Origin of the sequence: Polyangium sp. y55x31 (assembly GCF_029946505.1) — a bacterium.
Classification (GTDB): Bacteria; Myxococcota_A; Polyangia; order Polyangiales; family Polyangiaceae; genus Polyangium.
This window is the reverse complement of the sequence record NZ_JARZHG010000040.1, coordinates 34,675-52,691: the sequence shown is the minus strand read 5'-3', so window position 1 is coordinate 52,691 and position 18,017 is coordinate 34,675. Positions and strand designations below refer to the sequence as shown.

Sequence of the window (18,017 nt, the reverse complement as noted above, 5' to 3'; positions counted from 1 at the left end):
GGTGCTGCGATCGCACCCGCGTTGGGCTACAACCGGCCCCGATGAACGAAGCGCCTCGCGAATCGCTCCCGCACGACGACCACCTCCAGGCGACGCGCGCGTACTACGACGAGTTCGCCGAGCGCTACGAAGACCGCCGCGACGGACGTGACTCTTCGGGCTACCACGATCTCGTCGACGACCTCGAAATCGACTTCCTCCGCCGCTTCGGCGAGGGCCGCGACGTGCTCGAAGTCGGCTGCGGCACAGGCCTCTTGCTCCGGCGCATCGCTGACTTCGCGCGCACGGCCCGCGGCGTCGATCTCTCGCCCGGCATGCTGGAAAAAGCCCGCGCGCGGGGCCTCGACGTGACCGTCGGCAGCGCGACCGAACTCCCCTTCCCCGACGCAAGCTTCGACGTCGCCTGCGCCTTCAAGGTGCTCCCGCACGTGCGCGAGCTCGAACGCGCAATCGCCGAGATGGTGCGCGTGGTTCGTCCAGGCGGAACCATCCTCGCCGAGCTCTACAACCCCGTGAGCCTGCGTGGTTTCGTGAAACGCTTCCTGCCAGCCGGCGCCATCAGCGCGCGCACCAAGGAGGACGCCGTCTACACGCGCTTCGTGAGCCCGTGGGGCGCCGCCCGTCTTTTTCCACCCGGCGTGCGCGTCCGCGCGTCGCGCGGCGTGCGTATCGTGACGCCCGCAGCCGCCGTGATGCGCGTGCCGCTCGTCCGCGACGCGCTGATCCGCGCCGAGCACGCGCTCTGCGACTCCCCGCTCCGCCACCTGGGCGGTTTCTGGATCGTCGCGCTCGAGAAGCTTTGACCGGCCAGCCCTCGTCCCTGTTGTTCCGGTCGGAAATCACTGATATTTTTGCTTCTCGTGGCCTTCGAGGTTCCGCTCGCCCCGATCGCGGAAGCCCGCCCCCCGGCGGCGATGTTGGCCCCGCCGCGAAGCAGAGCGATACTGCACGTTGCAGGGCCCCCTCCGAGCGCCCGTCGTCGCTGAAAGGACCCGCGATGCCTCCTTCGTCCACGAGCTCGATCCCGACCCTCCTCACCGGCGCGGACAACGACCGCGGCGCGCTCATCGGGGCACTCGCGTTCGTCGAGGGTGTCGGCATCGGGGCCATGGGCGCGCGGGAACTCAAGACGTGGATCGAGGAGTACCTCGTGCGCGCCGGACGCATGCAGCGCCCCGTCCAAGTCGCCGAGCCAATGGCAGGCACGCTGCTGCTCGACACGCTGAACACCGTGGGCGCGCCGCCCTCCGCAACAAAGGCGCTCCTCGATCGGATCCTCGGCCGCGCACGATCGCGCGTGGTCTTCACCCTCCGCGGACTCATCACCGATCCGCCCGAAGACGGCTTCCTGGAGATCGCCACGAAGTCGAGCCGCGTGCAGCCGCTCGGCATCGGCTCGAAGGTCTCGTGGATCGCACGGCCGCAAAAAGAAGACTCGCTGAGCGACATCGTGCTCAGCCTCTTCGCCGCAGACATCCTTTCGAACCGCAACCTGTACGACCAGAACCTCTGCGTCTGCGACACGTGCGGCCGCGTCTCGTTCCGCGCAAAGATGATGTCGCGCACCGGCTGCCGCGAGCACAACGACGGCCCGCCAGGCGTGAAGCCCACGAGCAGTCGCAGCACCTGAGGGTGGCGTAGCGCCGGGGTTTCACCCCGGACCCGAGCAGGGGCTGTCCGCCCCTGCACCCGGACCAGCGCAAGCGCTGGACCTTTGGTGCATCGACCGCGATGCGGTCGATGCAAAGGCGCATCAGAAAGCGCCGATGACGCCCACGCCAAACCCGTCCGGCGTGACCGCCACCGTGGGCACGACGCGCAGCGCGGGGCGCGGCGGCAAGGGGCGTTTTTCGATCGTGACCTTCTGCGGCACGTACGCGATCTGCGCCTGCACGATGCCCGCCACCGTGAGCCCAGCCCAGAGGCCAAACGCGACCTGATTGATGATCAGCGTGATCTGCTGGCGACGCACGAGCTCCTCGCGCTCAGCCTTGATCGCGAGCGTCTGATCGAAGCTCGCGTAGTAGTTGAAGACCTGCGACGCGACGATCGTCGTCGCCCCCGTGAACGCCTGCGTGATGGCGAAGGTCCAGCCGAGCTTCCTGCTGCCGTTCTGGAACTGGCCGATGCCAAACGGCATCGCCGCGACGAGGCGCGAGTTCTGCACGATGATCTGCCGCTCGGACGCCGCCTTCACGAGCGATTCGATCCAGCGTTTTTCCTCTTCCTTCGCCTTCTGCTCGGCGATGCGCCGCTGCCGCTCCTCCTCGGCGCGCTTCTGCTCCGCCGCGTCGAGCTCCTCGCGCAAACGCCCGCGCACGACGGTGAAACGATCGACGACCTCCTGCGGGAACACGGCAGGGTCGGGCGAATACCTCGGGTTTTGCCGAAGGATCGTGGCGATCTCGGCGTCGGCCTCGTCGTAACGCTTGAGCGCGATGAGCGAGGCCGCGCGAAGCGTGCGCGCCCGCTGGATGAGATCCGGGTCCGTCAGTCGACACGGCGCGGTGCCGCTCGTCGGGACAGACTCGCAGGGCTTCTGCGCGGGATCGAGCATCGCCGTGAAGCGCGAGGCCGCCTCGTCGTACTCGGCCGCGTCGAAGCGCGTCTTGCCGAGCTCGAACTGCTGCGAATCGTCCGCGTGCGCCGCGCGCGGCACGAGGGCGAGCGCGAGGCCCGTCGCCGCCGCGAGCACCGAGGGCCCGAACGAAACGCACCCTTTGGCCCTGGGGCCGCGGCGGTCCCGCCCGAACCGGAGCCCGCCGGGCAGAGCCCGCTGCAGACAAGGTCGCGCCGTCATTCCCCGTAACCGAGTAACCGAGGGACCCTTCTACCGGAATTTGGGCATCGTGGGGACCGCTATCCGCGAAGCGAGGCCCCCTGCATCACCGTGCCGGCCAGGGCACCACGTTGTGCTCGCCGGCGCGCAAACTCACGTTGCTCCGGAACGGCTCCTCCCCCTGCGTCGTGAACTGGCACTTGTTGTCGTAGGTGATTTCCTCGAGCTGCACCTTCTTGGTAGCACCTGGAAAAAGCGTCAGCTTGATGTCCGAGCACACCACCTGCGCGTTCGCAGGCGCAGGGCCGAGGGAAACCGTGGACGGGAGCGGCGTGAGCCGGACACGGAAGCGCTGGACGTCGTCGGGATCGTTCTCGGGCGGGGCCTCGACGAGGAGAGTGCCATCGAACGTGCCGCAACACTTCGAGTCCTTCACGCGAGCCGAGACGGAATGGGCGCCGGGCTTGAGCGTGAAGACGCGCGAAAAATGCTTCTCTTCCTTGCCATCGAGGACGAGCGTCGCGCCCTGCGGGCTCACGAGGAAGACGACCCTGCGCAGATCCGGAGGCGCAGGCGGAGCCGTCGCGGCAGAGGTCGTCGGAGCGCTGAGCGGGAGCTTGATGCGGATGCTGCGCGGCGGATCGGCGAGGTTGATGGACGGCGGGGCCGTGCTCGGAACTCGCGGATCCGCAGATGCATCGGGCGCAGACGGGTTCTTCGGGTGCTCCGTGGAGGCCGTCGTGCCTTCGGTCTTCGGGCCCGCATCGGTCTCGATCGCGAGCGCGGGCTTGCGCATGCGCGCGACGACGAAGGCCCCGACGCCGAGCACGAGCGCGCCCGCGACGAGGCCGGCCACCCTGCGCACGAGCCTCTGTCGCTCGGCACTCGCGGAGAGGCTCGTCACGCGCTTGAGGATTGCGAGGTCGTTCGGCGCGAGCGCGTGGGCGCGGTTGAAGTCGGCGGCAGCGCCGGTGCGATCCCCCGCCTTGCGCGCCGTCTCGCCGCGAGCGACGAGGCACGGCACGAGCCGCGCCGTGAGGGCCTCGGCGTAACCGACCGGGTCCTCGAAATAAGCCTCGATCTCGCGACGCGGGTCGGTGATGCCGAGAGCTTCGAGCTCGGCGCGGATGAGCTCGCCGAGCTTGCCGGGGCCGGCGATGCGATCGGCCGCGGCGTGCGCGAGGGCGCCGTCGATGATACGCGCGAAGCGACCGCCGACCGTGGGGCGCTCGTGATCCGCGGGCTGATAGTCGCCTTCGAGCACGCGACGCAGGACCTGCGCCGGGTTTTTCCCTTCGAACGGCAGGTGCCCCACGAGGCACTCGTACATGAGCACGCCGAGGGCAAACACGTCCGTGCGCCCGTCGACCTCGCCCGCCTCGATCTGCTCGGGCGCCATGTGCGCCGGCGATCCGAGCACCTGCCCCGTCGACGTCACGCCCTGCGCGTCGAGGAGCTTCGCGATGCCGAAGTCCGTGAGCTTGATGAGCACGCCGAGATCACCGGCGCGGCTGGGGACGGGCCGCGGCGTCGATCGCGGCCCGTCGGGGACGGGCGTCAGGTCGACCTTGTCGACGCGCGCGCGAGACTCGCTCGTGCGATCGGCGGGCAGCTCGACGAGCACGTTCTCCGGCTTCACGTCGCGATGCACGATGCCGCACGCATGCGCGTGCTCGAGCGCTTCGCAGAGCACGAAGACGATCGACGCGCCGATCTCGGCGGGCATGTCGCGGTGGCGCTGGAGGATCTTTCGCAGCGTGGTGCCGCGGCAGAGCTCGACGACGAGATAACGTTCGGCGTCTTCCTCGCTGGAGACGTCGTACACCTCGACGATGCCCGGGTGCCGGAGCTTCGCGGCCGCGCGCGCCTCGGCGACGAACCGCGCGGCGACCTCGGTGTTCTCGCGCAGGTGCTTGTGGATGAGCTTGATGGCGACCTCGCGGCCGAGACGAACGTCCCGGGCGCGATACACCGTCGCCATCCCACCGTGCCCGATCTCCTCGATGAGCTCGTACTTCGCGAGCCTGGGGAGCCCCGGCAGGGCGGAGGGTTCCGTCATTCCACGACCTTCACGCGGATCGAGTTCGTCGAGCCGCGCACGCCGATCGGCGCGCCGAAGATCGCGACGAACTTGTCCCCCGGCGAGACGAAGCCGTTCGCGAGCAGGATCATGCTCGCGCGATCGACCATCTCGTCCGCGCTCGTGACCTTGTCGATCGGCCACGGCACGACGCCCCAGAGGAGCGCGAGCCTGCGGCGCGTCGCCGCGTTCGGCGAGAACGCGATGATCGGTACGACGGGCCGATGCTTCGAAGCGTAGAGCGCCGTGGAGCCGCTCTCCGTGAAGGCGACGATGACCCGCGCGCCGATGTCGCGCGCGATGTCGCAGCCGTTGCGCGCCACGGCCTCGGGCACGTTCGCGCGCGCGCCGGGCGTCTCGCTCGAGAGAGGCCGGAAGAACTTGCTTTGCTCGGCCTCCATGACGATGCGGCTCATCACGCGCGCGACGAGCGGCGGGTGCGCGCCCGTCGCCGTCTCCTGCGAGAGCATCACCGCGTCCGTCCCTTCGAAGACCGCCGTCGCCACGTCGCTCGCCTCCGCGCGCGTCGGGCGCGAGTTCGTGACCATCGACTGCAGCATCTCGGTCGCGACGATGACCGGCTTCTGATGCACGCGCGCAAGGCCGAGGATCTCGCGCTGGATCACGGGCACGCGCTCCGGGTTGAACTCCACGCCGAGATCACCACGCGCGACCATGACCGCGTCGGTCGCCTGGATGATCGACTCGAGGTTCTCCACGGCCGCGGGCGTCTCGATCTTCGCGACGATGGGCGTCGGCCGACCCCACGCCTCGCAGATGTCGCGCACGAGCCGGATGTCGTCCGAGTTGCGCACGAAGGAGAGCGCGACGTAGTCGATGCCGAGCGAGAGGCCAAACGAGAGGTCGGCCTTGTCCTTCTCGGTGAGCGCCGCAAGGCGCACGCGCCGCGCCGGCAAGCTCACGCCCACGCGATCGCGGAGCTGCCCGCCTTGCGTGGCCACGGCATGCACACGCCGGCCGTCGACCTTGGTCACCGTGAGGACCATGCGTCCGTCGTCGACGAGCACGATGTCGCCCGGCTGCAGATCCTCGGCGAGGCCTTCGTACAGGATCGGCATCTCGCCGGGCCCGCCGTGCTGCTGCTCCTTCGTGGCCTCGATGAGCACGACCTGACCGTCCGTGGGCACATCCATCGTGCCGCCCTCGAACTTGCCCGCGCGGATCTTGGGACCACAAAGGTCCTGCAGGATCGCCACGGGTTTGTCGCAGGCTTCAGCGGCGGCACGAACGGCGTGGAAACGGCGTGCGTGCTCGTCGTGTGTGCCGTGGGAAAAATTTAGCCGCGCCACATCCATTCCGGCACGGATGAGTTGTTCGAGCTGAGGCTCGGATGCAGGGCCAATCGTGCAGACGATTTTCGCGCGACGTACGACCACGGGCGCAGCATGGCATGACGTCCGCGCCGCTAACAGGGGCCTTCCGCTAGGAAGCTCCGTGAGCCGTCCGACGTGGAACGGGGGGCCTCCCGGGTCGCACGGGACGAGCCCGCTCGACGCCCCGCGCCATGCCGGCTTTACCCCCTGCCCGCGCCGCGCTACCCGAGGCCCATGCTGAAACGCGACGCGCGCGGGGCCGCCACGATGGGCGGTCTGCGCCTCGAGGACCTCCTCGACCTCGGGACGGAGCCCGGAGAAAGCACAGAACGACCGCGCACCCCCGCCTACGTGTACGACGTAGACGCGATCGTGCAGGCAGCGCGGGATCTTTCCGCTGGGTTCGAAGGCGCGCCGCACTTGATCGCCTACGCGGTCAAAGCGAACACGGCGGGGCCCATCGTGCGCGCGCTCGGGGCCGCCGGCTGCGGGGCCGAGGTGGTCTCCGGCGGCGAGCTCGCCGTGGCGCTCGGCGCAGGCATCCCCGCGGAGTCGATCCTGTTCAGCGGCGTCGCGAAGACGGCGCGCGAGATCGATCAGGCGATCGGCGCCGGCGATCGCGGGATCCTCGCGCTGCAGATGGAGAGCGTCGAGGAGATCGGGCGCGCCGCGGCCCGCGCCCGCGCGCTCGGGCGCAAGGCGCGTGTGGCGTTCCGCGTGAACCCGAGCATCGAGGCCGACACGCACGCGCACGTGGCGACGGGCCACGACGAAGCGAAGTTCGGCATCGCGCTCGCCGATCTTACGGCGGCGTACGAAGCGGTCGACGCGGCGGACGGCGCGCTCGAGCTCGTGGGTATCGGCTGTCACATCGGCTCGCAGCTCACGCGCACGGACGAGTACCTCGAAGGCGCGCGCGTGGTGCTCGATCTCGCGGCCGAGCGCCGCGCCGCGGGCAGGCCCCTCGCGTACCTCGATCTCGGCGGCGGCTACGGCATCGACTACGGCGCGGGGTGCCCTGTTTCGCCCGCGGATTTCGCGCGGGCGGCGACACGCCTCGTCGCGGAGCGAGGCTTCGCCGGCACGCGGATCGTCGTCGAGCCGGGGCGCGCGCTCGTGGCGCCGTACGGCGTGCTCTGCGCGAGCGTGGTGATGGCGAAGCGCTCGCGTGGCGAGCCCGCGCGGCGGTGGCTCATGATCGACGCGGGCATGAACGATCTCATCCGCCCCGCGCTTTACGGCGCCAAGCACCGCATCGAGCCGATCGACGCGCCTCCGCCCGCCGCAGGCACGGCGCCCGGCTACCGCGTCGTGGGTCCCGTCTGCGAGAGCTCCGACGACTTCGGCGAGCATCCCTTCGCGGATCCGCTGCCGCGCGCCGTGATCCTCCGCGACGCCGGCGCGTACGGCTTCGTGATGGCGAGCGAGTACAACGGGCGCGGGCTGCCGACGGAGATCTTCCTTGTGGGCGGCCGCGTGGCGACGATCCATCACTCGCGCGACGCCGCGGCTTGGGCCGTGTCTCGCCTCTTCGGCTGACAAAAAAACGAAGGGGGCAAGCCCGTGAGGGCCGCCCCCTTTGTTTGGGCGATGTCGACATGATCAACGTCGACGACGTTGATCATGTCGATCCACCTCGTTCAGCGACGCTCGCGCGGCGGACGGTCGCCGCGATCGCGCGGGGGACGATCCCCGCGGTCACCACGATCCCCGCGCGGCGGACGATCGCCGCGGGGGCCGTCACGACCCGGCTCGCTCCGGCGCGGCGGCGGACCACCGGCCGCGTCGCGCTCGCGCGCCTGATCGAGACGCGCCTTCGCCTCGACGCCGGCTTGCCCCTCGGGCAGCGGCAGCACTTCGCGACGGCTCAGGCGGATCTTGCCCTCGCGGTCGACGCTCACGACCTTCACCTCGACCGTGTCGCCTTCCTTCACCACGTCCTCGACGCGCTCGACCCGCGTGTGCGCGAGCTCCGAGATGTGCACGAGGCCGTCGGTGCCCGGGAGGATCTCGACGAACGCGCCGAAGTCCGTGATGCGCTTGACCGTGCCCTTGTAGACCGCGCCGACCTCGGGCTCCGCCGTGAGGCCCTTGATGATGTCGAGCGCCTTCTTCACGGCGTCCGCGTCCGGCGACGCCACGTTTACCGTGCCGTCGTCCTCCACGTCGATCGCGACGCCCGTCTGATCGACGATGCCCTTGATGGTCTTGCCGCCGGGGCCGATGATCAGGCGGATCTGGTCGGGCTTGACCTTGATCGTCGTGATGCGCGGCGCGTACTGGCTGAGCTCCGGCCGCGGCGCGGGCAGCGCCTCCAGCATCTTGCCGAGGATGTGCAGCCGACCCTCGCGCGCCTGATCGAGCGCCTGCGCCAGGATCGCCCGCGACAGGCCCGCGATCTTGATGTCCATCTGGATCGCCGTCACGCCGCGCGCCGTGCCGCAGACCTTGAAGTCCATGTCGCCGAGGTGGTCCTCGTCGCCGAGGATGTCGCTCAGGATCGCGTACTTGTTGCCCTCGGCGATGAGGCCCATCGCGATGCCGGCGACGGGCGACTTGATCGGCACGCCCGCGTCCATCAGCGAGAGGCAACCGCCGCAGACGGCCGCCATCGACGACGAGCCGTTCGACTCGAGCGTCTCGCTCACGATGCGGATCGTGTAGGGGAACTGCTCCTGCGCGGGGATCATGCGGGAGAGAGCGCGCTCGGCGAGGGCGCCGTGCCCGATCTCGCGACGGCCCGGGCCGCGCATCGGCTTCGTCTCGCCCGTCGAGAAGGGCGGGAAGTTGTAGTGGAGGTAGAAGCGCTTCCAGCTCTCCCCCATCAAGCCGTCGATCTTCTGCTCGTCCGTCGAGGTGCCGAGCGTCGTCGTCACGATCGCCTGCGTCTCGCCGCGCTGGAAGAGCGAACTGCCGTGCACGCGCGGGAGCAGCCCCGCTTCGCACATGATCGGCCGGATGGTGCGCGTGTCGCGGCCGTCGATGCGCTTGCCCTCGTCGAGGACGTAGGTCCGCACGACGTGCGCCTTGCGCTCCTCGAACTCCGCCTTGATGAGCTTCTCGTTCGCGAGGTACTTCTCCGCGCCGAGCTCCGCGAGCAGCGTCTCGCCGAGCTTCTTCTTGAGCGCCGAGTACCCCTCGTAACGCGCCTTCTTGTCGGTCACGCGGGTCGCCGACTTGAGGTCGTTGTCCACGATCTCGGCGACGCGCGTCTTGATCGTGTCCTCGAGCTGCGGGGCCTGGAACGCCTTCTTCGGCTTGCCCACCGCCTGGCGGATGCGCTCGATGAGATCGATCACGGGCTGGGCCGTCTCGTGCGCGAACATGAGCGCGTCGATGATGTCGCTCTCGGTCGCCTCGGCGGCGCCGCCCTCGACCATCACGATCGCGTCGCGCGAGCAGGCGACGACGAGGTCGATGTCGCACTCCTCGATCTCGCTCGCGGTCGGGTACGCCACGAACTCGCCGGCCTTGCGGCCGACGCGCACGCCGACGACGGGCCCGTTCCACGGGATGTCCGAGATGTGCAGCGCCGCGCTCGCGCCCGTGAGGGCGAGGACGTCGGCCTTGTTCTGCTTGTCGCTCGAAAGGACGGTCGCGATGATCTGCGTGTCCTTCTTGAAGCCCTCGGGGAAGAGCGGGCGAAGCGGGCGGTCCATGATGCGGCAGGCGAGGATCTCCTCGTCGCGCTGGCGCGCCTCGCGCTTGAAGAAGCCGCCCGGGATCTTGCCGGCGGCGTACGTCTTCTCGACGAACTCGCAGGTGAGGGGGAAGAAATCGAGCCCGGGCCGCTCGTCCTGCGACACGGCGGTCACGAGGACCATCGTCTCGCCGTAGGTGACGAGCACGGATCCATGGGCTTGCTTGGCCAGACGGCCGGTCTCGAGCGTGAGGGCTCGGCCGCCGACCATGACGGATTCACGAACGTACATGTGTCTTGCGCTCTCTCTCGCGGCGCGCGATCGCGCTCCCGAAGACCCTGACATCCGAGCGCAAGGCGGATCTTCTTCCTCGATTCCTGCCCAGGAGCAGCAGCGCTGCTGGGCACGAAGCGAAGACGAAGACGCTCCGTAGCGCTCACGGCCTCGGGGAACGCCCCCGCGCCCCGTTCTATTGTCCAAACCGACGTATTTCGGCTCTCTGTGTAGAGCCTCCCGCCCGAACCCGCCACTTTTTTCGGCGGACCAACGAGCCGTTCTTCCGGAAACACTTCGATAAGTTGCCCGGACAAAACGCACAAAAACGAAGAGGGCTCGCTCCCTTTCCGGGGAACGAACCCTCTCGTCGCTCGCGCCTGTGCGCTTACTTGCGGATGTTGAGGCGGCTGATGAGCGACCGGTAGCGCTCGATGTCGATCCGCTTCAAGTAGTCGAGCTGGCGGCGGCGCTGGCTGACGAGCTTGAGGAGACCACGGCGCGAGTGGTGGTCCTTCTTGTGCGTCTTGAAGTGCTCCGTGAGCTGCGTGATCCGCTCGCTGAGGAGCGCGATCTGCACCTCGGGAGAGCCGGTGTCGCCCTCGTGCGTGCGGAACTTGTCGATGATCGAGGTCTTGTGGATCGGATGAAGCATCGCTCTGACACTCCTCGGCGTACCCATGCGCTGCCGAGCGCCGGGTCGTCCAAGTGACGCCCGACGGCGAGCGCGCGCCCGGAGCGGCGCGTGCCCACGTGATCGGGCCGAACGAAAAACGGACGCGCAGTATACGCATCTCGTCCGTTCGGTCAACGGACGGCTCGCCTCGGGGCCGGACAGACGAGGTGAGCCGCGGGATTGTCACCCCCGGGAAGCCGACTTCCGCTAGTCTGCGTCGCGATGGCCGGTAATGTTCGGCCCCCCGATTCGGGGGCTTCTCCGCACATGGCAGCGTCCTCGTCGCCGCAGCCGTCGATCGTCGTGGGCCCCGCGACGACGAATCTGACCGGGATTGGCTCCGCGGCCACCGGGTACGGATCGGCCGACTCGTTCGTCGCAGGCGTCGCCGCCGCCCAGCGCCTCTGCCCGACGTGCAACAGCCGTTATCCGGGCGAGTACAAGGTCTGCCCGAAGGACGGCGCCGAGCTCCAAGACGAGACGCAGGACGAGCTCGTCGGCCAGACCCTGCGCGAGTCGTACACCATCGTCCGCGTGATCGGCGAAGGCGGCATGGGCCGCGTCTACGAGGCGCGCCACACGCGCATCGGCTCGAAGCGCTTCGCCATCAAGATGCTGCACCCGGAGTACGCGCGTCAGCCCGACGTGCTCTCCCGCTTCCAGCGCGAAGCCGAGGCCGCGGCGCAGATCAAGAGCCCCCACGTCATCGATGTCTACGACATCGATCGCACCGCCGACGGTCGCCCCTTCATCATCAGCGAGCTGCTCGACGGCAAGGAGTTCGCCGACCTGCTCACGCAGATGGGCAAGATGTCCGTGCCGCAGGCCGTGCGGATCGTCCGGCAAGTCTGCAAGGCGCTCGCCGCCGCGCACGCGAAGGGCGTCGTGCATCGCGACATGAAGCCGGAGAACGTCTTCCTCATCGGCGACCTGAACCGACCGACGGCGAAGGTGATCGACTTCGGCATCTCGAAGGTCGAGGACAACGCGACGGGCAAGGCGCTCACGCGCACGGGCATGATCATGGGCACGCCCTCGTACATGGCGCCCGAGCAGGCTCGTGGTCACCGCGTCGACCACCGCGCCGACATCTACGCCGTCGGCGCGATGCTCTACTGCGCGCTCACGGGCAAGCGCCCCTTCGATCACGGCGACCCTGCGGCGACGCTCATGGCCGTGCTCTCCGAGGATCCGCAAAGGCCACGCGCGCTCGAGCCGAGCATCCCCGAGACGCTGGAGATGGTCATCCAGCGCGCGATGGCCAAGGAGCCGAACGATCGTCACCAGAGCATGGCCGAACTCGACGCCGATCTCGCGCCCTGGGACACGGAAGAACCTGCCAGCGCCGCGATGGTCCCCATCGGCGACGCGACCGCGACCGGGACCGCGGCGCGCCCGTCTGCGCTCTTCATCAAGCAGCAGCAAGAGGCCACGATGGCGCGGCCGATGCTCGTGCTCATGACGGCGCTCGGCGTCTTCTTCACGCTCGGCGGCCTCATCACGACCGCGGCCTCCATCTTCCGCATCACGCGCGGCGGCGGTGCGACGGCGAACCTGACCGTCTCGGAGTCCGTCCTGCTCCTCTTGCTCATCCCGGTCGCGCTCGCGACGCCGATCATCCTGTTCATCCGCCACATGCGGAAGGCGGTCTGGGGCAACACGGTGAAGGCGATCGAGCTGCTCGGGCGGCTGCGTCGCCCGGTCGTCGTGGGCCTGTGCGCCTACGGGTTTGGCTCGATGCTCGTGCGGCTCATCGAGTCCGTGCTGCTCCGGCGCGCGGTCGGCGTGGCGTGGCCCGTGTGGGACGTGCTCCTGCTCGTCATCGCCCTCGTCGCGGCGCTGATCGCGCACCTGATGCTCGACGGCGAGAACAAGAAGGCGCTCTAGCGTCTCCCGCCCCGGCCACGCGGAGGCGGCGGCGGCATGGCCAGCGTGTCGACGCTGCCGAGGCCCTGGGTGCGGTCGAGGTAGGCCTGGAGCATCACGGCGGCGGCCATCCCGTCGATGACGCCTTTTTGCCGCTTGGCCGAGGTGCCGCCCTCCCGGAGCTTCCGGGCCGCCTCCACGGTCGTCCAGCGTTCGTCGAACATCTCCACGGGCACGCCCGTGGCCTGGCTGATTTCCTGGGCGAGGTCGGCGGCGCGTGTGGCCATCGGGCCGTGTGCGCCGGACATGTCGAGCGGCAGGCCGACCAGGAAGAGCCCCACCCCTTCCTCGCGGGCGAGCTCGCCAAGGGCGCGAATCAACGCCTTTTTGTCGCGCCCGTCGAGCGGGGGCCGGGGGTGCGCGAGCAAGCCGAGCTCGTCGGCGATGGCCACGCCGACCCGGGCCTTGCCCAGGTCGAGCGCACAGGTTCGGGGACGCTCAGGACGCTCTGCCATACCCGGGACAAGGGAGGACAGACCCCGTCGTACGTCAAGAGGTCGGCAGAGCTTGACCCTTCTCGGCTCTCCGACCATAAGCCGCGGCGGACATGGAACTTCGCGCGGTCAAGGGGATGAACGACATCCTGCCGGACGAGGCGGCGCGCTGGCAGCGCCTCGAGCAGGCGTTCCGCGAGCACGTCGCTCGGTACGGCTACGACGAGGTGCGCACGCCGATCCTCGAACACACCGCGCTCTTCTCGCGGCAGATCGGCGAGACGACCGACGTCGTGGAGAAGGAGATGTACTCGTTCGCGCGTCACGGCGACGAGCTCACCGTGCGCCCCGAGGGCACGGCCGGCGCGGCGCGCGCGTACGTCGAGCACAAGATCCACACGAAGGAGCCCGTCTCGCGCTGGTACTACCTCGGCCCGATGTTCCGCGGCGAACGCCCGGCGAAGGGCCGCTACCGCCAGTTTTATCAGGCGGGCTGCGAGCTCTACGGTGATGCAGGACCGCTCGCCGACGCCGAGATGATCGAGATGATCCTCTCGCTGCTCAACACGGGGCTCGGCATCGGCAACATCGAGGTGCGGCTGAACTCGCTCGGCGCGTCGGGCACGCGTGCGCGCTACCGCGACGCGCTCGTCTCGTACTTCACGCCGATGAAGGACAAACTCTCCGAGGACTCGCAGCGCCGGCTGGAGAAAAACCCGCTGCGCATCCTCGACTCGAAGGACCCGCGTGATCGCGAAGCCTCGAAGGGCGCGCCCTCGATCCTCGAGCTGCTCGACGAGGCCGACGCTGCGCACTTCGCGGGCGTGCGCCGCCACCTCGATGCGCTCGACGTGCGGTACGTCGTCGACCCGACGCTCGTGCGCGGACTCGACTACTACACGCGCACGCTCTTCGAGTTCGTCACGACCAGCGGTGATCTCGGCGCGCAGAGCACGGTCGTCGGCGGAGGCCGTTACGACAACATGATCGAAGGTCTCGGCGGCCCGAGCGTGTCGGCGATCGGCTTCGCGATGGGCATCGAGCGGCTGCTCACGTTGATGCCCGGCGAGGCCTCGCGTGAGCGCCCCGCGGTCTACGTCGCGCCGCTCTCGGAGGCGTGCACGAGCCGCGCGCTCGTCCTCGGCCGTGACCTCCGCGCGCGCGGCGTGCGTGTCGAGGTCGACGGACGTGGCGGGCGCCTCAAGGCGATGCTCCGCCGCGCCGACTCGCTCGGCGCGAAGCTCTGCGTGATCCTCGGCGACGGCGAGCTCGAACGGGGCATCGTGTCGGTCAAGGATCTCGCGGGTCACAAGCAGGACGAGGTACCGCTCGCGGATGCGGCGGACGTCCTTGCGGCGCGGGCGCGGGCCGAGGTGTCTCCTCCGCCGGGCGAGGCGCGGTGAGCGTCCTCCGAAGGCGCGGCGCCTCGCTGGCCTCCCTCGTGATCGCGGCGCTCGTCGCGGTCCCTGGGGTTGCGCTCGCGCAGGGAGGCATGGGCCCGGGTGGCCCTGGGGGTGGTCCTCCTCCGTCTCAGGGGCGCCCGAAGCAGCCGCCGTCGGACCAGCCGCAGACGCACGCCGCCTCCGGCGCGGACGAAACCTCGCAGCTCCAGACGCAGGAGCCTTCGCTGCCGCAGGAGCCGCTTTCGGTCCCGCCGGCCGTGGCGAAGCGCCTAGGAACGAGCGCCGACCTGGAAGCGACGCCGCCCCTCTCGCCCACCGAGCGCCGCTTTTATGGGCTCTGGTATTCGGAGAAGAGCCCGAAATACGAATTTCGCACGCTTTTTCCCCTGTGGGCCGAGTGGAAGAAACCCGAGGAGAAGGATCGCGCCAGCCTCTTCGGCCTCTTTTATTACAATCGCCGGAGCCCCAAGGCCGACGCCGACGTCCTTTTCCCGCTGTTCTGGCGGCTCCGTGACGGCCAGACCCGCACGACGGTCGTAGGCCCGTACGTGCATCAGGAGCGTGAGGCCACGGCGAAGCAGCCGGCGAGCCACATGAACCTCCTGCCCCCGCTCTTCTTCGAGGGGAAGACGGGCACGAAGAGTTACCTGCACATCCCGCCGCTGCTCACGTTCACGCAGCACACGGATCACGACGGCCTCGACATCGTCGGCCCGATGTTCTGCAAATGGAAGGGCGGCCCTGCGTGTGACACGCGCACCGCCGACGACATCGACCTCGGCGTCGCGCCGCTCTATTTCTACGGCCGGAACGAGACGACCGAATACGAGGTCATCCCGCCGCTGCTCCATTATTATCGTTACAACGAGATCGGCGAGAGCTGGCTCAACGTCTGGGGCCCGTACATCCGCCGCCACGACAGCGACGGCGACAGCCGCCACGTCGTGCCGTTCTACTGGCATACCTGGGGCAAGAACAAGGAACACCTCACGGTCTTCCCGCTGTTTCATTATGGCTACGAGGGCAATGCCTCGCGGCTCGTGACGCCGCTCTTCTGGTGGGAGCGCGGCGAGAAGGGCGAGAAGACGTTCGCGACCTGGGGCTATGCCCATTACCAGGGCCGCACCGAGCTCGAGATGATCACGCCGCTCTACTGGCATTATCGTGATCCCGACATCGGCCTCGATCGGAAGCTCTTCTTGCCGTTCTTCTACAAGGGCGAGTCGCCGCGCGGCAAGGAGCTCGCGATCTTCCCGTTCTATGGCCGGTTCCAGCGATACGGCCTCAGCGACGAGACCTGGATCACGCCGCTCTTCCGCTATCGCGCCGACACCACGGGCTGGGCCGCGAATTTCTTCCCCATCTTCCACATGGGGCGCACGAATCAATCGTCGCACCTCGTGCTCGCGCCGTTCGTGTGGGATTTCGCCTCGCCGACGTCACGCGCGACCGTCGTGCTGCCGGGCTTCTTCCGATTCGCCGACCAGGACGGCGTCTCGCAGCTCGCTTTGAACACGTTCTATCGCGAGAAGAAGGTCCCGGGCGGATCCGAATGGGAGTTCCACTTCTTCCCGTTCTTTTCGTACGGGCAATCGCCCGTCGGCCACTGGTGGAACGTCCTCTACGGTTTGGCGGGGTATACGCGCGAGGGGACGATGTCCAAGATGCGCCTCGCTTACATCCCGATCACGCTCAGCAAATAGCTCGGCCACGCGGGGCCTTTCCGCGCGGCGAATGGCGTGGTAACGTAGGCGTGTGCTTGCTTTTCGTCGCGTGCTCACCCTGGGGATTGCGCTCGCCTCGCTCCTCGTGACCCGGGAAGAGGCGCAGGCGGCGCCGTGCGGGCGAGTCCGATTCGTCGCGGTCTACGATTCGCACGGGCTCACGGCCTTCGGCGACCGGCTCGACGGCTGGCTCCTCGCGCAAAAAGAGGCCGAGGTCGAGAGCTACACGCTCGGCGGCGCGTCCACGGAGTGGCTCATCACCGCGAAGGTATCGCTGCGCGGCTACCATTACCATAGCTGCGACAAGGCGCCGATCCTCGCGCGGGCCCGGCTGCCCGAGCGCAAGCTGCGCGCGCCGGCGATCGATGAATTGCTCGCGCCGCCCGGCACGTACGAAAAGCAAGTCGTGCTCGTCGGGCTCGGCAGCAACATGCCCGGGGAGCCGTCGCTGCAAGCCGGGAACGTCGAGCAGACGATCCGGCGAATCAAGTCGCATCCGAATACCGTCTGCGTCTGGATCGGGCCGCCCTCGATGCGAAAATGGTCGCCGGCCTTCGGCGACAAGGTCTACGCGATGTTACGCGCCGGCATCAAGGCCGCCGAGGACGATCCGAAGGCTCCGCCCGCCTGCCACCTCGTCGACAGCCGCAAGCTCTCGTCCTACCCCGACGGCGGCGACGGCTGGCATTACGGCTTTTTCCCGGCCGGCATCGAGGCCGCCACGAAATGGGCAGACGGCGTCACCGGCGAGGTCGAAAAGATCCTCCGCACAGGAACCCCCGCTCAAGCGACGCTCGCGAAGAACGAGGGCAACACGCAGCACCCGCCCTTCTGGACGAAAAGCCGCTGACGAGCTTCACGCGCGGCCGGTCGGCAGACGAAGGCGCCGGTCGCGCGCCTTCATCGCAAACGTTATGCCGTCCTGCAGCGTGGCCCGGATCGCGACGCGCCCGAAATCGACCTGGAGCTCCACCAGCGTCCGCGCGATCTCCGGGCCGATGCCCACGAGCACGCTCTGGCAGCCGAGGAGCTCCGTCGCTTGCACGGCGCGCACGAGGTGCCCCGCGACGGCCGTATCGAACCGCGGGACGCCCGTCACGTCGAAGATGACGATCTCCGCGCCGCGCTCGTGAATGACGCCGAGCAACGTTTGCAGCGCGCGCTCCGCCCGCCGATCGCTGATCTCGCCGATCAGCGGCAAGAGGAGCACGCCCTGCCCGACGTGGAGCACCGGCATGCTCATCTGATCGAGCATCGCCGTCTGCGCCTCGATGACCGCGCGTTGCTCGCGGTTCTCCGCTTCGAGCCGCTCCGCCCGCTGCAGGCGCTCCTTCATGGTCGTGATGTCCGTCACGACCCCGCAGAGCCCGACCACGTCGCCGCTGATGTTCCGCAGCGGGAACTTGCGTGTCCAGATGGTGCGCGTGATGCCGTCCGAGCTCGTGGCGAGCTCCTCGTTCTCGTTCGACTGACCGCTGCGGAACACGACGTCGTCGAAGTGCCAGAAGACCTCGGCCTGTTCCTTCGGCATGAAGTCGGGATCACTCGCGCCGATCAGCACCTCGTACGGCTGACCGATCAGGCGGCAAAACCCCTGGTTGCAGGCGATCACGCGGTGAGCGCGGTCCTTGACGAAGATGGGATCGGGGATCGTATCGAGGACGAGCTGGAGGAGCAGGAACGTCTTCCAGTCGTCGCGCTCGATGTTCGGAAGAAGGAACGCCACTTCGATCTCGCCCCCCTAGGC

Annotated in this window: 14 protein-coding genes; 7 read left to right on the top strand and 7 right to left on the bottom strand. The window is 68.7% G+C overall.

Annotation, left to right across the window (positions count from 1 at the left end):
- The first annotated feature begins 41 nt into the window (after positions 1–41).
- Positions 42–803, top strand: a complete 762-nt coding sequence (locus QHF84_RS41370; RefSeq protein ID WP_281319103.1) for a class I SAM-dependent methyltransferase — start codon at positions 42–44, stop codon at positions 801–803.
- 194 nt (positions 804–997) lie between these two features.
- On the top strand, positions 998–1,630 hold the full coding sequence (locus QHF84_RS41365) for a hypothetical protein (protein ID WP_281319102.1): 633 nt from the start codon (positions 998–1,000) through the stop codon (positions 1,628–1,630).
- Between the two features lie 123 nt (positions 1,631–1,753).
- Here QHF84_RS41365 and QHF84_RS41360 read toward each other — a convergent pair whose 3' ends face one another.
- The 3 genes from QHF84_RS41360 to pyk form a co-directional block, all read right to left on the bottom strand.
- Positions 1,754–2,800 carry a hypothetical protein gene (locus QHF84_RS41360; protein WP_281319101.1) on the bottom strand — a complete coding sequence of 349 codons (1,047 nt, stop codon included), beginning with the start codon at positions 2,798–2,800 and terminating at the stop codon, positions 1,754–1,756.
- 85 nt (positions 2,801–2,885) lie between these two features.
- Complete coding sequence (locus tag QHF84_RS41355; protein WP_281319100.1) at positions 2,886–4,838, bottom strand: serine/threonine-protein kinase; 1,953 nt, start codon at positions 4,836–4,838, stop codon at positions 2,886–2,888.
- The gene (gene pyk, locus QHF84_RS41350) at positions 4,835–6,256 is read right to left on the bottom strand and encodes a pyruvate kinase (protein WP_281319099.1); all 1,422 of its coding nucleotides are present in this window, start codon (positions 6,254–6,256) and stop codon (positions 4,835–4,837) included. Before pyk ends, QHF84_RS41355 begins: the two co-directional genes overlap by 4 nt.
- A 171-nt stretch (positions 6,257–6,427) precedes the next feature.
- Here pyk and lysA point away from each other — a divergent pair, with 171 nt between their 5' ends.
- Complete coding sequence (gene lysA, locus QHF84_RS41345) at positions 6,428–7,732, top strand: diaminopimelate decarboxylase (protein ID WP_281319098.1); 1,305 nt, start codon at positions 6,428–6,430, stop codon at positions 7,730–7,732.
- Positions 7,733–7,833: 101 nt separating this feature from the next.
- Here the strand turns inward: lysA and pnp are convergent, their stop codons facing one another.
- Both pnp and rpsO read right to left on the bottom strand, forming a co-directional pair.
- Positions 7,834–10,125, bottom strand: a complete 2,292-nt coding sequence (pnp, locus tag QHF84_RS41340; RefSeq protein WP_281319097.1) for a polyribonucleotide nucleotidyltransferase — start codon at positions 10,123–10,125, stop codon at positions 7,834–7,836.
- Positions 10,126–10,495: 370 nt separating this feature from the next.
- Positions 10,496–10,762 (bottom strand): 30S ribosomal protein S15, encoded by a 267-nt coding sequence (rpsO, locus tag QHF84_RS41335; RefSeq protein ID WP_281319096.1) that lies wholly within the window; start codon positions 10,760–10,762, stop codon positions 10,496–10,498.
- Between the two features lie 288 nt (positions 10,763–11,050).
- On the opposite strand from rpsO, the gene QHF84_RS41330 reads away from it, so the two are divergent.
- The gene (locus QHF84_RS41330; RefSeq protein ID WP_281319095.1) at positions 11,051–12,670 is read left to right on the top strand and encodes a serine/threonine-protein kinase; all 1,620 of its coding nucleotides are present in this window, start codon (positions 11,051–11,053) and stop codon (positions 12,668–12,670) included.
- On the opposite strand, the gene ruvX is transcribed toward QHF84_RS41330, so the two are convergent.
- Positions 12,667–13,164, bottom strand: coding sequence for a Holliday junction resolvase RuvX (gene ruvX / locus QHF84_RS41325; RefSeq protein WP_281319094.1), 498 nt, complete (start codon positions 13,162–13,164; stop codon positions 12,667–12,669). The genes QHF84_RS41330 and ruvX overlap by 4 nt on opposite strands.
- A 92-nt stretch (positions 13,165–13,256) precedes the next feature.
- On the opposite strand from ruvX, the gene hisS reads away from it, so the two are divergent.
- The 3 genes from hisS to QHF84_RS41310 are packed head-to-tail and all read left to right on the top strand — an operon-like array spanning position 13,257 to position 17,120.
- Complete coding sequence (gene hisS, locus QHF84_RS41320) at positions 13,257–14,546, top strand: histidine--tRNA ligase (protein ID WP_281319093.1); 1,290 nt, start codon at positions 13,257–13,259, stop codon at positions 14,544–14,546.
- Positions 14,543–16,249, top strand: coding sequence for a hypothetical protein (locus QHF84_RS41315; protein WP_281319092.1), 1,707 nt, complete (start codon positions 14,543–14,545; stop codon positions 16,247–16,249). Before hisS ends, QHF84_RS41315 begins: the two co-directional genes overlap by 4 nt.
- A 52-nt stretch (positions 16,250–16,301) precedes the next feature.
- Entirely contained in the window at positions 16,302–17,120 is an 819-nt protein-coding gene (locus QHF84_RS41310; protein ID WP_281319091.1) for a hypothetical protein, read from the top strand.
- A 6-nt stretch (positions 17,121–17,126) separates the two neighbouring features.
- Here QHF84_RS41310 and QHF84_RS41305 read toward each other — a convergent pair whose 3' ends face one another.
- A complete protein-coding gene (locus QHF84_RS41305; RefSeq protein ID WP_281319090.1) occupies positions 17,127–17,996 on the bottom strand; it encodes a PAS domain-containing protein in 870 nt (289 codons plus the stop codon).
- Positions 17,997–18,017 lie beyond the last annotated feature (21 nt).

Excerpts from the sequence above, each read along its gene's own strand:
- QHF84_RS41330 (WP_281319095.1), top strand. The coding sequence starts at position 11,051 with ATGGCAGCGTCCTCGTCGCCGCAGCCGTCGATCGTCGTGGGCCCCGCG.
- QHF84_RS41360 (WP_281319101.1), bottom strand. The coding sequence starts at position 2,800 with ATGACGGCGCGACCTTGTCTGCAGCGGGCTCTGCCCGGCGGGCTCCGG.
- hisS (WP_281319093.1), top strand. The coding sequence starts at position 13,257 with ATGGAACTTCGCGCGGTCAAGGGGATGAACGACATCCTGCCGGACGAG.
- ruvX (WP_281319094.1), bottom strand. The coding sequence starts at position 13,164 with ATGGCAGAGCGTCCTGAGCGTCCCCGAACCTGTGCGCTCGACCTGGGC.
- QHF84_RS41355 (WP_281319100.1), bottom strand. The coding sequence starts at position 4,838 with ATGACGGAACCCTCCGCCCTGCCGGGGCTCCCCAGGCTCGCGAAGTAC.
- pnp (WP_281319097.1), bottom strand. The coding sequence starts at position 10,125 with ATGTACGTTCGTGAATCCGTCATGGTCGGCGGCCGAGCCCTCACGCTC.
- QHF84_RS41370 (WP_281319103.1), top strand. The coding sequence starts at position 42 with ATGAACGAAGCGCCTCGCGAATCGCTCCCGCACGACGACCACCTCCAG.
- rpsO (WP_281319096.1), bottom strand. The coding sequence starts at position 10,762 with ATGCTTCATCCGATCCACAAGACCTCGATCATCGACAAGTTCCGCACG.
- QHF84_RS41365 (WP_281319102.1), top strand. The coding sequence starts at position 998 with ATGCCTCCTTCGTCCACGAGCTCGATCCCGACCCTCCTCACCGGCGCG.
- lysA (WP_281319098.1), top strand. The coding sequence starts at position 6,428 with ATGCTGAAACGCGACGCGCGCGGGGCCGCCACGATGGGCGGTCTGCGC.